This window comes from Stenotrophomonas sp. HMWF003 (genome assembly GCF_003061285.1).
GTDB classification, from domain to species: Bacteria; Pseudomonadota; Gammaproteobacteria; order Xanthomonadales; family Xanthomonadaceae; genus Stenotrophomonas; species Stenotrophomonas maltophilia_AP.
In genome coordinates this window covers 1-14725 of record NZ_QAIW01000022.1, presented here as the reverse complement: position 1 = coordinate 14725, position 14725 = coordinate 1, and the positions used below count along the sequence as shown (strand labels likewise).

Sequence of the window (14725 nt, the reverse complement as noted above, 5' to 3'; positions counted from 1 at the left end):
GACCGCGAAACGGGTGTTGTCTTCGGCCAGGAACCGCTTGTTGCGCCAGTCGTAGTCCCACTCGCAACCGTAATCCTTGTTGCTGTAGAGCAGGCCCAGCCGGCCATCCACCTCGATGCCCTTGAGGTAGTCATGCACCAGGTCATCGCCCCAGCCATTGAGCTCGAAGCCGGTGGCGGGTGGCCCGTCGGGGAAGCGGAAGAAGCTGCGGTACAGCGCATGGTTGTTGGGCAGCTTGTTCAGCGCCTTGGGGCCGAACAGCCTGGCCATCTGCGCCTCGAACGATTTCGCAAACAGGCCGTCGATGTCGTGGTTGCAGTCATCCACGAACACGAAGCCCCCGTTGCGCACATAGCGCACGAAGTTCTGCCGTTCGGCGGCATTGAACTCCACCAGCTTGTGCCCGGCCAGGTAGCAGAACGGCGCTTCCAGCATGCGCGGGTCGGACAGGGCGATGACATGCTCGGTCGGGTCCACGCGCAGGGAGGTGTAGTCGATCAGCGAGGTGATCACGTTGGACGGCATGCGCGCATCCACGTCCCAGTCGCCGGAGTCGTACTTGAGGCGGGTGAACCAGAAGTCGTAGCGTCCGGCCTGGGCGCGCGCCGGTGAGGGCAACGCCGCGAATGCGGCGCTGCCCAGCAGCAGGCGCAGGAACTGCGCGCGGTTCATCCGTGCATCAGACCGCGTCGGACAACGAGGTGAAGGTGAAATCGCGCAGCTTCATCGGCGGAATCATCATCACGAAGTTCGACTCGTCACCGGCCACGCGCACCGGCTTGCCCAGCTCTTCGATGTTGTTGAGCATGATCACCGGCGATTCGTTGAAGCGGAAATTCTTCACCGGGTACTTGATCTGGCCGTTCTCGATGTAGAAGGTGCCGTCGCGGGTCAGGCCGGTCAGCAGCACGGTCTGCGGATCGACCATGCGGATGTACCAGGTACGGGTGACCAGGATGCCCTTCTGGGTGCCGCGCACCAGCTCGGCGGTGCTCTTGTCGCCACCGCTCATCAGCAGGTTGCCCGGGGTGGCATTGGCGGTCTTGCCCTGCTTCTGCGCCCAGAACCGGGTGTATTCCAGGTTGGCGACCTTGCCGTTCTCGATGATCGGCAGCTTGCCACGCGGCATGCCTTCGCCATCCCACGGCAGTACCGGGGCTTCGGGGTGCCACGGGTCGGCATGCATGTTCACGCGCGGGTCGTAGACCTGCTCGCCCAGCTTGTTGCCGCCGCCTTTTTTGGACAGGAAGCTGCGGCCTTCATCGGCCGAGCGCGCACTGAAGAAATTCATCATGAAGCTGATCAGGCCCGCAGCAGCGGCCGGCTCCAGGATCACCGTGTACTTGCCCGGCTCCAGTGCCTTGGCCTCGGACGACTCGGTGGCCTTGCGCATCGCGATCTGGATGTCCTGGTCGGCCTTGAAGTCGGCCGCATCCTTGAGGTTGCGACCCACCCAGCCCGAACCGCGGCCATCTTCGGTGCGCACGGTGCAGGTGTAATCGAAGTTGGTGCTGCGCTGGTAACCGAAGTTGCCGTTGCTGTTGGCGGTGGCGTAGAAGCCCTGGCCGTCTTCCAGGAAGCCGGCGGCGATCAGGCCCTTGCCGCGGCAAGGCGCGATCGAGTCGGCGGCGACCTTGGCGCGGAACGCCGGGTCGATGGCGGCGGTGGACGCGCTGAAGGTGGGGCTGGGGGTGTAGGTCTGCTTGCCGATGGCCGGCATGAACTCCGGGTTTTCCGGGGCCAGGCGGGCCAGGTCTTCGGCGCGGCGCACCACGCGTTCCAGCGCGGCATCGTCGAACTCGTTGATCGAGGCGGTGCCCACGCGCTTGCCAAAGGCAACGGTGACGGCCAGTTCGGTGTTGTCCACGATGCCGCTGGTGGACACGTTGTTCAGCGCGAAACGGATGTTGCCGTTGATCGAGCCGGCCAGCGCGGCGGTGCATTCATCGGCCTTGGACAGCGCGATGACCTTGTCGAGGATGGCCTTGGCTTGTGCTTCGGTGAAGATACTCATGATTCGTAGGCTCCTGACCGGTCAGCCGAGGCTGCGCGCGGTGTTGATGACGTTGATGCCGTTGAAGCGCGCGGTGGACGACCCGTGCGAGACCGCCGAGACCTGGCCCGGCTGGCCCTTGCCGTCGAAGAACGAACCGCCCAGGCGGTAGTCGCGTTCGTCGGCCACGGCGCTGCAGGCGTTCCAGAATTCCGGCGTGCGGATCTGGTAGGCCACGTCTTCGAGCATGCGGGTGATCTTGCCGTTCTTGATCTCGTAGAACAGCTGGCCACCGAACTGCGCGTTGTAGCGCTGCTGATCGATGGAGAAGGAGCCGTCACCGATGATGTAGATGCCGTTTTCCACGTCCTTGACCAGGTCGGCCACGCTCAGCGGCGTCTTGCCCGGCGCCATCGACACGTTGGCCATGCGCTGGAACTGCACGCTGGACCAGGAATCGGCATAGCAGCAACCGTCCGAGGCGGTCTTGCCCAGGATGTGGGCCTGGTCGCGGATGGTCTGGTAGTCCACCAGCTTGCCGTCGCTGATCAGGTCCCAGCGCTTGGTCTTGACGCCTTCGTCGTCGTAGGCCACCGCGCCGAGGCTGCCCGGCTGGGTCTTGTCGGCGAAGATGTTGACCTTGTCGCTACCGTACTGGAAGTGCTGTTCGCGCTTGTCCAGGGTGGCGAAGCTGGTGCCGGCGTAGTTGGCTTCGTAGCCAAGCACGCGGTCCAGTTCCAGCGGATGGCCGACCGATTCATGGATGGTCAGCCAGGTGTGCGAGGGGTCCAGCACCAGGTCGTACTTGCCCGGTTTGACCGACGGCGCCTTCAGCTTCTCCTGCGCCTGCTTGGCCGCAGCGATGGCGTCTTCCTTCATGTCGTAGGACGAGCTGTAGTTGACCACCCCGTTGGGGGTGAGCACCTTGCCGGCGGCGGCGCCATCGAGATACTCGTAGCCCATGCCCATCGGCGCGGACAGGCCCTCGCGGGTGCGGAACTTGCCGCTGGCCTTGTCGATGGCGGTGATGGTCATCGGGGCCCAGATGCGGTGCACGTCCTGGTCGATGTAGGAGCCATCGGTGGAGGCGAAGTACTTCTGCTCGTTCACCAGGAACAGCATCGAGTTGACGAAGCTGGCACCGGCGGCCAACGCGGCGGCGTTGACGTCCAGCAGCAGGTCCACCTTCTCCTTGATCGGCACGTCCATCGCGTTCTTGCGGATGGGCGTCTTCCAGCTCACTTCACCCACGCCCGGCGCGGCGGCCAGCTGCACCGGCGCGGTCTGCACGCCCGAATTGGCCTTGGCGATGGCCGCCGCCTGCTGTGCGGCGCGCGCCACGTCGGCGGTGCCCAGCTGGTTGGTGGCGGCAAAGCCCCAGGCGCCGTTGACGATCACGCGGATGCCCACACCGGTCGATTCGGTGTTGACCACGTTCTGCACCTTGTCTTCGCGGGTGATCACGAACTGGCGCAGGTAGCGCCCGATGCGCACGTCGCAGTAGGTGGCGCCGGCCTGGCGGGCAGCGGCCAGCGCGGCGTCGGCCAGGCGCTTCTTCAGCCCCAGGTCCAGCGTGCTGTGCAGCTGCTCGGCGGCGATCACCTTGCCGAAGAATGACGGCACGATCAGTCCGCCAGCGGTAAGCCCGGTCAGGGCAAGGAAGTCACGTCTTTGCAAGGCAGCTCTCCACGTCGGTGTGGGGGTGGCAGGGAAACGGCGACATCACAGCGACCGCCGGGGCGGTGGCCCCGATTCTTGCGGCCATCGGAAGGGGGCGTCAAATGACGAAATGCACGGTGGGCAGGGCATGCTCATCCCAGGCTGCGCGCGGTGTTGATGATGTTGATGCCATCGAAGCGCGTGGTCGACGAGCCGTGCGACACCGCCGACACCTGGCCGGGCTGGCCCTTGCCATCGAAGAACGAGCCGCCGAAGCGGAAGTCGCGTTCGTCGCAGATGGCGCTGCAGGCATTCCAGAATTCCGGCGTGCGGATCTGGTAGGCCGCGTCTTCGACCATGCCGGTGATCTGGCCGTTCTTGATCTGGTAGTACAGCTGGCCGCCGAACTGCGCGTTGAAGCGCTGCTGGTCGATGGAGTACGAGCCGCGGCCGTGGATGTAGATGCCGTTCTCCACGTCCTTGATCATGTCGGCCACGCTCAGCGGGGTCTTGCCCGGGGCCAGCGAGACGTTGGCCATGCGCTGGAACTGCACGCTTGACCAGGAATCGGCGTAGCTGCAGCCGTGCGATTCGGTCTCGCCCAGCAGGTGCACCTCGTCGCGGGTGGCCTGGTAGTTGACCAGGATGCCGTCCTTGACCAGATCCCAGCGCCTGGTCTTGACCCCCTCATCGTCGTAGCCCACCGCACCCAGGCTGCCGGGGGCGGTCTTGTCGGCGAAGAAGTTGACCCGCTCGCTGCCCCAGCGGTAGCCGGCGTCGCGCTTGTCCAGGGTGGCAAAGCTGGTGCCGGCGTAGTTGGCCTCGTAGCCCAGCACGCGGTCCAGCTCCAGCGGGTGGCCGACATTCTCGTGGATGGTCAGGAACAGGTTGGACGGGTCCAGCACCAGGTCGTACTTGCCCGGCTTGACCGACGGGGCCTTGAGCTTCTCGCGCGCATGTCGCGCCGCGGCGATGGCATCTTCCACCGGGTCGTAGGAATCACGGTAGGCGGTGATGCCGCCGGGCAGGGCGATCTTGCCGCTGGCGTCGCCGTCGAGGAATTCGTAGCCCATGCCCATCGGCGAGGACAACCCGGCGCGCGTGCGGAACTTGCCGCTACTCTTGTCGATCGCGGTCGCGGTGAACGGCAGCCAGATGCGGTGTACGTCCTGGTCGATGAAGGAGCCGTCGCTGGAGGCGAAGTACTTCTGTTCGTTGACCAGGAACAGGGTGGAGTTGATGAAGTTGGCGCCGGCGTTGAGCGCGGCGGCGTTCAGGCTCAGCAGCAGGTCCACCTTGTCCTGGATCGGCACGGCCATCGCGTTCTTGCGCAGCGGCGTTTTCCAGCTCACCTCGCCCACGCCCTGCACCGGCGCCAGCTGGACCGGACGGGTCTGGACGCTGGCGTTGGCCCGGGCGATGGCCGCCGCCTGTTCGACCGCGGCCTTCACCGCTGCCGGCGTCTGCTGGTGCGTGGCGGCAAACCCCCAGGCACCGTTGACGATCACCCGGATGCCGATGCCCGACGATTCGCGGTTGGTGATGTTCTGCACCTGCGCCTCGCGGGTGATCACCGCCTGGTTGAGGTAGCGCCCGATGCGCACGTCGCAGTAGCTGGCCCCCAACCGTTTGGCGGTCCCCAGTGCCGCCTCGGCCAAGGCCTTCTTGCGGGCCACGTCGCCCGGCTCAAGCAGCTGCTCGGCGGCGATCAGGCGGGAGTGCGGCAGCATCAGGCCAGCCAGGCCCATTCCAGACAGCGTCAGAAACTCACGGCGTTGCACAGCTTGCGATTCCCCGGGTACGGTCGCGGGCGAGGGGCCGGCGACAGTGGACAAGTCCTCGACTTTCGGTGGCGCGCGGCAGTGGCACAAGTGACTGCGGTCATGGTTGGATGTGTCTTGTCCAATTCATCTTGAGCACTGCATGAGCCAGCAACGGTGGTCCGAGGCCTGCGAACGCAACCGTGAGCCGATCCTGGCGGTGCTGCAGCGGCACCTGCACGACCGCACGCGCGTACTGGAGATTGGCAGCGGCACCGGGCAGCACGCGGCGTACTTCGCCGCACGGCTGCCGCACCTGCAGTGGCAGGCCAGCGACCACCCGGATTACCTGGCGGGCATTGCCGAGCGTCTTGCCGAGGCGGCCCTGCCCAATGCACCCGCACCCTGGCCGCTGCAGGTGGTGCTGTCGCCGCGCCCCGGCCTGGCCCCGCTGCCGGCGGCGCCGCTGGGCTTCGATGCGGTGTTCAGTGCCAACACCCTGCACATCATGAGTTGGGCGCACGTGCAGGCGTTGTTCGCCGGGTTGCCGGCGGTGATGGCGGACAACGCGCTGCTGTGCATCTACGGGCCGTTCAACTACCACGGAGCGTTCAGCAGTGAGAGCAACCGCCAGTTCGATGCGTGGTTGAAGGCGCGCGATCCCGACTCGGGTATCCGCGATGCGGAGGCGGTGGACGCGCTGGCGGCTGCGCAGGGGCTACGGCTGGTGGAGGATGTGGCGATGCCGGCCAACAACCGGCTGCGGGTGTGGCGGCGGGGGTGATCAGGCGGTGGTGCTGAACTGTCGAAGGCAGCGTTCGCAACTGCGCTCGATTTCATGCACCAGCGTTTCCAGCACGGGGTGGTCGATACCCTCCTGCTGCAGCAACTGGCGTTGCTGTGAGGCCACGTCGGGCAGCTGCAGGCACATGCTGGCCAATGACTTCATGGCGGCATCGGAATCCAGCCGCATGGCCTCTGCCGTCGCACGCCAATCGCCGAGACGGATATCCCACCACTTGTAGTGGCTGCCCATCTTCATCGCCAGTTTGATCTTGCGCTTCTGCAGTTGCGGATAGGGAAGCGCACTGGAGATGTCATACAACGGCGCCAGTCGGATCTCACCGCCACTGCCCAGCAGCAGTGAGTAGTTCTTGGCGTGGGCGTCGGTTCCACCGATCAGGTAGTTGAAGACCAGCGCATTGAAGAACAGTTCCACGTCGCGACGGGGCTGGCTGGCGTGCGCCCACAGTACGCCGGCGAGGTCTGCCGCTCCCGGGCCCCCTTCGTTCTGGTACTTGATCTGCGGCATCACCCCCAGCGCCTGACAGAAATCTTCCTGGTGCACGCGGACCCAGCCGGCATCGGTCTGCAGACGGTCATAGCGTTCCACGCAGATGGCCGTTTCACCGGCCAGATCCCACTGCTCCGACGCCGCCGTGGGCAGGCCCATGGCACGCGCGAGGCGCAGGCAGAACATCTCGTTCTCGACGAACCCGGTGTAGTCGGTGCCCGGCGGTTTGAGGATGTGGGTGGTGGGGATGCGGCCACTGGGAACCGCCCAGCCATCATCCAGACGCAGCAGCGCGATTTTGGCCTGCGCACCGGCCAGGCTGAACTGCCCGATGTCCCCCAGCCAGCGCCCACTGCCGACGTCGCGGCGGACTTGGGAAAGGCGGGCGGCCACGTCCGCGCTGCTCAATCGCTCAATGCCGTCGGCCGCACCCGACAGCACGTGGGGCAGGCGCTCGGGGGTCACGAACTGCACGGCCCCTGCGCAGTCTTCGCCCACATGGGCCAGCAGGGCCACCGGGTTGCGGGGTGACACATGGAAGCGCGACCCCCAGCCCTGCAAGATGGTGTCGTTGTCGGGCAGCAAGCCCCAGATCACCGCGCCTACCGTTGCCGACGAGTGGGTCGGGCGATTCAGTGGAAGGCTGATCAAAAGGGGAAACGCATCGGCTGACGCCAGCCATTGGCGGTCGTAGACGAAGTGCGGGTTGCCGTGGTCGTCCATGTGCAACAGACCCATGGGCCTGCCTTGCATGAGTACGTGCAGCATCACGTCCCCTTCTTGGGCGTGGCCGGGTAGTCGACGTGCAGCTCATGTACCGACGGCGGTGTGGTCGTGCCCGACGGCGGCAATTCTCGCCGGGCCTGCTCCAGGATCTCTGCGTACGACAGGGTGCCCGGCTTTCCCGGTGCGCGCGGACGACCCTGCTGCGGCAGGCGGTGGCGTTCCACGATCGCGTTGATGTCCACGCGGGGAAGGTCGGCGACGGCCGGCGACGGCGCGGGCAGCGCCGCAGTGAGCGGAACCCCCAGCACATTCATCACCCGCAACACCAGCTGCAGTTCCGCGCGCGGTTTGCCTTTCTCGATGTCGATGACCCACTGCCGGCTGACGCCGGTCTCGTAGGCCAGGCGTGCCTGGTCCCAGCCCAGTGCCTTACGACGGTTCCGGATCACATGGCCCAGGTCGGCGGGAGTCTTGAGGACGGTCATGCCCCAAATGTAAGCGTGTGCTGACATGGGGGCAAGTGTCGTCGTACGTCAACATTTGAATCACGACAGGGCTTTCAATAGCCTCCTTACATCCAAAAGTAAGCGAACGCTTACTTTTGGAATCTAGTCAACGAACGCTGACATTTAAGAAGCGCCAGCGTTCGCTTACCTCATGCCACCTGCACGATATGCAGGGCGCGCGGGTTCTTCCATTGCGCCAGCAGCGTGGCTTCGCGGGCCTTGGCCTTGTGCAGGTGCGCTTCCTTGACGTGCCCGTAGCCGCGGATGTGTTCGGGGATGCTGGCGATCTCCACCGCCAGCGCCACGCGGTCATCGCGCAGGCCGTCCAGCAGCAGCGCCACGGTCTGTTCGTAGTCGGCGATCAGCTGGCGCTCGCCCCGGCGTTCGGCGGTGCGGCCGAACACGTCGAAGGTGCCGCCGCGCAGGAACTTCAGCTTGGCCAGCAGGCCGAACGCCTTGAGTATCCACGGGCCGTACTCCTGCTTGATCAGGCGGCCCTGCTCATCCTTCTTCGCAAACAGCGGCGGGGCCAGGTGGAAGCGCACCTGGAAATCGCCCTCGAACTGCTGCTGCAGGCGGCGCTGGAACTCGCCGCTGGTGTACAGCCGCGCCACTTCGTACTCGTCCTTGTAGGCCATCAGCTTGAAGTAATAGCGCGCCACGGTTTCGGTCAGTGCTGTGCTGCCCACCGCGTCCCACTCGGCCGCTCGCACCTTGTCCACCAGCGCGCGGTAACGCGCGGCGTAGGCGCTGTCCTGGTAGTCGGTGAGGAAGCGCACGCGGCGCTCGACCAGCTCGTCCAGCGAGCGCGACAGGCGCTCGTCGTCCAGCGGCAGGAATGCCACCTCTTCGCCCACGCCATGGCCGGGCAGGCCACGCAGCTCGCGCTCGTCGCCGGTATCGCGCGGGGCCGCATTGGCGCCCCATTCGTTGCCTTCCCACTCACCCGGCGGCAGGTCATGCAGCGGGCCGGGGGTGCGCTCGGCATCGGTGTGGCCGTTGCGGACCAGGCCAGCGGCCTGCTGCACGGCCTGCGGGTCCACCGCGGCCAGGCGGCCCCAGGCGAACGCCTGCTGGTTCATCGCCACGGCCGCGCCGTTGAGTTCGATCGCACGCATCAGCGCCTCGAACGAGATCGGCACCAGCCCCTGCTGCCAGGCATAGCCCAGGATGAACAGGTTCGACGCGATCGCATCGCCGAGCAGGGCGGTGGCCAGCTGGGTGGCATCGAGCAGCAGCGGCTCGCGCCCGCCCAGCGCCACGCGGATGCCGGCAATGATGTCCGCCGCCGGGAACTGCATGTCCGGGCGCGTGGTGAAGGTGCCCGGCATCGCTTCATAGGTGTTGAGCACCACCTGCGAGCGCTCGGCGCGCACCTTGGACAGCGCCCAGTAGTCGTTCACCACCACCATGTCGCAGCCCACCACCAGGTCGGCTTCGCCGGCGGCGATGCGCACCGCGTGGATGTCTTCGGGCGTGCGCGCGATGCGGATATGGGTGGTCACCGCGCCGCCCTTCTGGGCCAGCCCGGTCTGGTCGAGCACGCTGGCGCCCTTGCCCTCCAGGTGCCCGGCCATGCCCAGCAACGCACCGATGGTGACCACGCCGGTGCCACCGACGCCGGTGATCAGGATGTTCCAGGGCTGGTCCAGCGTGGTGCGGAAGGTCGGCGGCGGCAGGTTGTCCAGCAGCGCGGTCTTCGAACTGCGCGCGCCCTTGCGCGGCTTGCCGCCGTGCACGGTGACAAAGCTCGGGCAGAAGCCGGTGGTGCAGCTGTAGTCCTTGTTGCAGTTGGACTGGTCGATGTCGCGCTTGCGCCCGAATTCGGTTTCCTTGGGCAGCACCGACACGCAGAAGCTCTTCTGCCCGCAGTCGCCGCAGCCTTCGCAGACCAGCGAATTGACCACCACCCGCTTGGGCGGGTCGACCAGCTTGCCGCGCTTGCGGCGGCGGCGCTTTTCGGTGGCGCAGGTCTGTTCGTAGATCAGGATGCTGGTGCCCTTCACCTCGCGCAGCTGCTTCTGCACCGCGTCCAGTTCGGCGCGGTCATGGAACTCCACGCCCTCGGGGAACAGCTCGCGCTTGTTCCACTTGCCGATCTCATCGCTCACCAGCACGATCGTCTGCACGCCTTCGGCACGCATCTGGTGGGCGATCTGCGGCACGCTCAGGGTGCCGTCCACCGGCTGCCCGCCGGTCATCGCCACCGCGTCGTTGTAGAGAATCTTGTAGGTGATGTTGACCCCGGCCGCGATGGCCTGGCGGATCGCCAGCGAACCACTGTGGAAATAGGTGCCATCCCCGAGGTTCTGGAACACGTGCTCGGTGTCGGTGAACGCGGCCTGCCCGGCCCAGGTGACGCCTTCGCCGCCCATGTGGGTGAAGGTGTCGGTGCTGCGGTCCATCCAGGTGACCATGTAATGGCACCCGATCCCGCCCAGCGCGCGCGAGCCTTCCGGCACGCGGGTAGAGGTGTTGTGCGGGCAGCCGGAGCAGTAGTGCGGCACGCGCGGGAAGCTGGCGCGCGGCAGGGCCAGCTCGGCTTCCTTTTCATCCATCCAGCGCAGGCGCTGTTCGATGGATTCATTGGTGAAGAAGCGCTGGATGCGGCGGCCGATCACGCCGGCGATGGTGGCCGGGGTCAGCTCGTTGGTGGACGGCAGGATCCAGGTGCCGGCCTCGTCATACTTGCCCACGATCGACGGGCGCGGACCGGCGCTGGCCGGCCAGTTGTAGAACTGCTCCTTCATCTGGCGCTCGATGAAGGCACGCTTTTCCTCCACCACCACGATGTCTTCCAGGCCCTGCGCGAAGCGCGCGATGCCCACCGGCTCCAGCGGCCAGGTCATGCCGACCTTGTACACGCGGATGCCGATGTCTGCACAGGCCTGCTCGTCCAGCCCCAGGTATTCCAGCGCCTGCAGCACGTCCAGGTAGCTCTTGCCGGTGGTGACGATGCCCAGCCGCGCGCGCGGCGAATCCATCACCACCCGGTCGATGCTGTTGGCACGGGCGAAGGCCTGCGCGGCCGCAACCGCATACCGGTGCAGGCGCATTTCCTGGTCCAGCGGCGGATCCGGCCAGCGGATGTTGAGGCCACCGGCCGGCATCTCGAAGTCCTCGGGCAGCAGGATCTTCCGCGCGAACGGATCCACCTGCACCGAAGCCGAGGATTCCACGGTCTCTGCAATGGTCTTGAAGCCGATCCAGCGCCCGGTATAGCGGCTCATCGCCCAGCCGAGCAGGCCCATGTCCAGGATGTCCTGCACCCCGGCCGGATTCAGCACCGGCATCATCGCGCTGACGAACTCGTCCTCGCTGCCATGCGGCAGGGTCGAGCTGCGGCAGGCATGGTCGTCGGCGGCCAGCGCCAGCACGCCGCCGTGCACCGAGGTGCCGGCCGCGTTGGCATGCTTGAACACGTCGCCGCAGCGGTCCACGCCGGGACCCTTGCCGTACCACATGCCATACACGCCCTGGACCTTGGCGCCCGGGAACAGGTTGGTCTGCTGGGTGCCCCAGACCATGGTGGCGCCCAGGTCCTCGTTGAGGCCGGGGGTGAACTTCACCCGCGCCGCCTCCAGGTGCTGGCGGGCCCGCCACAGCTCCAGGTCGAAGCCGCCCAGCGGGCTGCCGCGGTAGCCGCTGATGAAGCCGGCGGTGTCCAGCCCGGCCGCCTCGTCGCGCAGGCGCTGCATCAGCGGCAGACGCACCAGCGCCTGCACCCCGCTCAGGTAGATGCGGCCATCGGTACGGGTGTACTTGTGGTCCAGCGTATAGCTGGCGTCCAGGCCACCGGCGTCGGGCTGGTTGGCGGAGGAGGGCGAGGTGAGTTCGGCGGTACTGGTCATGGCTGGCCCGGAAAGTCGGCTGGCACGGCCGCAGCAAACACGACCGGAAAGGCGCGGATTGTAACAGTGGCGCCGAAATGGACCTCGGGCACTCGCGTCCGGGCGCACGCTGGGGTTAGGATCGGGATGGGAGGTTGTTGTGACAACCCGGGGGAGTTTGCATGGCAGTGGCAAGACAGGGGCGCGCCGGCGTGACGCTGGCGGCTGGTTTGGCTGCGGCATTGATGGCCGCAATGACGACATTCGGGGTGGCGGCGCAGCCGCTGCCTGCAGTGCAGGAGTTCTACTTCGACACCGACCCCGCCGCCGTTCCGATGGTGGTGGTGCCGGCCGGCAGTGGCGACCTGGTGGACCAGCTCATGAAGCAGCGCGAGCGCGGGCGCAAAGCGCTCGATGCCACCGTGCAGCTGGCCGGCGTCGCGTTTTCGCAGGGGCGTCCGGAGCTGGGCCGCACCCTGTATGCGGAAGCAGGCGGCAGCGCGCCGCCGACCACGGCGGCGGGGCGCGCGGTGCGCTGGAACTACGGCTGGGACCTGTTCCGGCTGGGCGAGGTAGAGGCGGCACTGGCGCAGTGGAGCACGGCCCAGGGCGGCATGCGCGGCAACCCGTCCTGGGTGCCGGCCACCTATGCGCTGGCGTTGTGGACCCTGGGGCGCAAAGACGAGGCCGTGCAGTGGTACGCCGCGGCGGTACGCACCGAGCCGCAGCAGTGGGGCAGTCCGGCGCGCTACGCCGACCTGCTGCCCAGCTGGCGCGACAGCGAGCGCGCCACCCTGGCCGAGGTGCAGCAGGCCTGGGCGGCACAACCGCCGGCCTGGCCCTGAGCCCGCGGGCGGCGCCTGCGGCGGCCGCCCGGACCGGCCCTGTGGCACGTCGCTTCGACCAAGGTCGGGGCGGCGTCGGCCTGCGCATCGGCTAGGCTGCTGCGATGGCTTTCGATGCGTTCGCCCTGATCCTGACCATGCTTGGCCTGGGCATGCTGTTTGCACGCCTGCGTGCGCTGCCCGACACCAGCGCCGAGGTGCTCAACCGCGTGGTGTTGTATGTGTGCCTGCCCGCGGCGGTGCTCACCTACGTGCCGCGGCTGCACCTGGATGCCAGCCTGATCGGGCTGATGGCCACGCCCTGGCTGCTGATGCTGGCCAGTTGGGCGCTGGTGTCGCTGGCCACGCGCCTCTGCGGGTTTGCCCGCGACGTGCACGCGGTGCTGCTGATCTGCGTGACCCTGGCCAACTCCAGCTTCATCGGCTACCCGATGGTGCGCGCCCTGCTGGGCGACGCCGCCTTGCCCTACGCGGTGGTCTACGACCAGTTCGGCACGTTCCTGCTGCTGTCCACCTTCGGCCTGTACGTGATTGCCCGTTACAGCGGCGACACCCCGCCCACGGCGGCCCAGGTGCTGGCGCGCATCGCACGGTTCCCACCGCTGTGGGCGCTGCTGTTCGCGCTGCTGGTGATGCCCGAACAGCCGCCCGCGTGGATCGGCAACGGCCTCGGACAACTGGCCGATGCCATGCTGCCGCTGGTGATGCTGGCGGTGGGCCTGTCGATCCGGCTGCGGCTGTCGCGCGAGGAACTCACCCCGCTGGGCATCGGGCTGGTCTTGAAGCTGCTGGTGATGCCCGCGCTGGCGGTGCCGATCTCGTGGCTGCTGGGCCTGCAGGGCCAGATGCTGCAGGTGAACGTGCTGGAATCGGCGATGCCGACCATGATCACCGCCGCCGCCCTGGCGATCTCGCACCGGCTGGCCCCGCGGCTGGCCGCGGCGATGGTGGGGTACGGCATTCTGCTGTCGTTGGTGACGCTGCCGGCGTGGGTAGCAGTACTGCAGCACCCCGCATAGAAACCGGTAGAGCCGACCGTTGGTCGGCTGGTCCACCCAGGGCCACCGACACCGCCGGCGCGCGTCAGCCGACCAACGGTCGGCCCTACGTCGGCGCGGCGGCGAACGTTTACCCGTCGGCGCTTACGGTGCGGCCGCGCGCCCAGTCGCGCAGTGCGGTGACCTGTTCGGCCATCAGCACCGACAGCGGCCGGCTGCTGCGGATCTCGGCCATCAGAAGGTCGGTGTCCAGCACGCGCTCCTCGGCATGGGCGGCGTACAGCCCGGCCACCACCGCCTGTTCGATCTCCGCGCCGGAGAAGCCGTCGGCGGCGGCGGCCAGGGCCGGCAGCGCGAAATCGTCGGCATTGAGCTGGCGCCGGCCCAGGTGCAGGCGCAGCAGCTCCACCCGCGTGTTGGCGTCGGGCAGGTCGACGAAGAAGATCTCGTCGAAGCGGCCCTTCCGCAGCAGTTCGGCCGGCAGTTCGTGCACCTGGTTGGCGGTGGCCACGATGAACACCGCGCCCTTGCGCTCGGCCAGCCAGGTCAGCAGGTAGCCCAGCACGCGCCGCGACACCCCCCCGTCCTCGCCACCGCTGGCCAGGCCCTTCTCGATCTCGTCGATCCACAGCACGCACGGCGCCAGCTGCTCGGCCGACGCCAGGGCGTCGCGCAGGTTCTTCTCGGTCTCGCCGTGGTACTTGTCGTACAGGCTGCCGAAGTCCAGCCGCAGCAGCGGCACCCCGAAGCCGGCGGCCGTGGCCTTGGCCAGCATCGACTTGCCACAGCCCTGTACACCGAGCAGCAGCATCCCCTTGGGCGGGTCCAGCCCGGCCGGGCCCTGGCCGCCGAGGAACACCGGGCGGCGCTGGTTGACCCAGCGCTTGAGCCGGTTGGCCCCGGCCACGTCGGCAAAGCGGGTGGTGTCGTATTCAAAGTGCAGGTGGCCGGCGCGGTTGAGCAGCTCGAACTTGAGCCGGGCCAGCTGCGGCAGGTCGTCCTGGCTGAGCGCGCCGTCGGCGAAGATCAACTGCCGGCCGATGCGGCGGGCGTCCACCATGCTCAGGCCGCGCAGGTTGTGCAGGATCTTCTTGACCGCCTCGTTGTCCACCTC

Annotated in this window: 11 protein-coding genes; 3 read left to right on the top strand and 8 right to left on the bottom strand. The window is 67.3% G+C overall.

Annotation, left to right across the window (positions count from 1 at the left end; all coding sequences use genetic code 11):
- The 4 genes from DBR34_RS00850 to DBR34_RS00835 all read right to left on the bottom strand — a co-directional run.
- On the bottom strand, positions 1 to 672 hold a 672-nt coding region (locus DBR34_RS00850), incomplete at its 3' end, for a DUF4159 domain-containing protein (RefSeq protein WP_146186741.1).
- Positions 673 to 679: 7 nt separating this feature from the next.
- Positions 680 to 2014, bottom strand: coding sequence for a TldD/PmbA family protein (locus tag DBR34_RS00845; protein WP_128095324.1), 1335 nt, complete (start codon positions 2012 to 2014; stop codon positions 680 to 682).
- A 21-nt stretch (positions 2015 to 2035) separates the two neighbouring features.
- Positions 2036 to 3670 carry a TldD/PmbA family protein gene (locus DBR34_RS00840; protein WP_128095323.1) on the bottom strand — a complete coding sequence of 545 codons (1635 nt, stop codon included), beginning with the start codon at positions 3668 to 3670 and terminating at the stop codon, positions 2036 to 2038.
- 134 nt (positions 3671 to 3804) lie between these two features.
- Entirely contained in the window at positions 3805 to 5433 is a 1629-nt protein-coding gene (locus DBR34_RS00835; RefSeq protein WP_181393862.1) for a TldD/PmbA family protein, read from the bottom strand.
- Between the two features lie 142 nt (positions 5434 to 5575).
- Between DBR34_RS00835 and DBR34_RS00830 the strand changes: the two genes are divergently transcribed.
- A complete protein-coding gene (locus DBR34_RS00830) occupies positions 5576 to 6196 on the top strand; it encodes a DUF938 domain-containing protein (RefSeq protein ID WP_128095322.1) in 621 nt (206 codons plus the stop codon).
- On the opposite strand, the gene DBR34_RS00825 is transcribed toward DBR34_RS00830, so the two are convergent.
- The 3 genes from DBR34_RS00825 to DBR34_RS00815 all read right to left on the bottom strand — a co-directional run bounded on the left by DBR34_RS00825 (position 6197) and on the right by DBR34_RS00815 (position 11789).
- Positions 6197 to 7459: a type II toxin-antitoxin system HipA family toxin gene (locus DBR34_RS00825; protein WP_258223599.1), complete on the bottom strand. Its 1263-nt coding sequence runs from the start codon at positions 7457 to 7459 to the stop codon at positions 6197 to 6199.
- A 14-nt stretch (positions 7460 to 7473) separates the two neighbouring features.
- Positions 7474 to 7917: a type II toxin-antitoxin system Y4mF family antitoxin gene (locus DBR34_RS00820; protein ID WP_128095320.1), complete on the bottom strand. Its 444-nt coding sequence runs from the start codon at positions 7915 to 7917 to the stop codon at positions 7474 to 7476.
- Positions 7918 to 8087: 170 nt separating this feature from the next.
- Positions 8088 to 11789, bottom strand: coding sequence for an indolepyruvate ferredoxin oxidoreductase family protein (locus tag DBR34_RS00815; protein WP_128095319.1), 3702 nt, complete (start codon positions 11787 to 11789; stop codon positions 8088 to 8090).
- Between the two features lie 161 nt (positions 11790 to 11950).
- On the opposite strand from DBR34_RS00815, the gene DBR34_RS00810 reads away from it, so the two are divergent.
- The gene (locus DBR34_RS00810) at positions 11951 to 12613 is read left to right on the top strand and encodes a tetratricopeptide repeat protein (protein WP_128095318.1); all 663 of its coding nucleotides are present in this window, start codon (positions 11951 to 11953) and stop codon (positions 12611 to 12613) included.
- Between the two features lie 104 nt (positions 12614 to 12717).
- Positions 12718 to 13632 (top strand): AEC family transporter, encoded by a 915-nt coding sequence (locus tag DBR34_RS00805; RefSeq protein WP_128095317.1) that lies wholly within the window; start codon positions 12718 to 12720, stop codon positions 13630 to 13632.
- 109 nt (positions 13633 to 13741) lie between these two features.
- On the opposite strand, the gene DBR34_RS00800 is transcribed toward DBR34_RS00805, so the two are convergent.
- A partial coding sequence (locus DBR34_RS00800) for an AAA family ATPase (RefSeq protein ID WP_128095316.1) occupies positions 13742 to 14725 on the bottom strand: 984 nt, incomplete at its 5' end.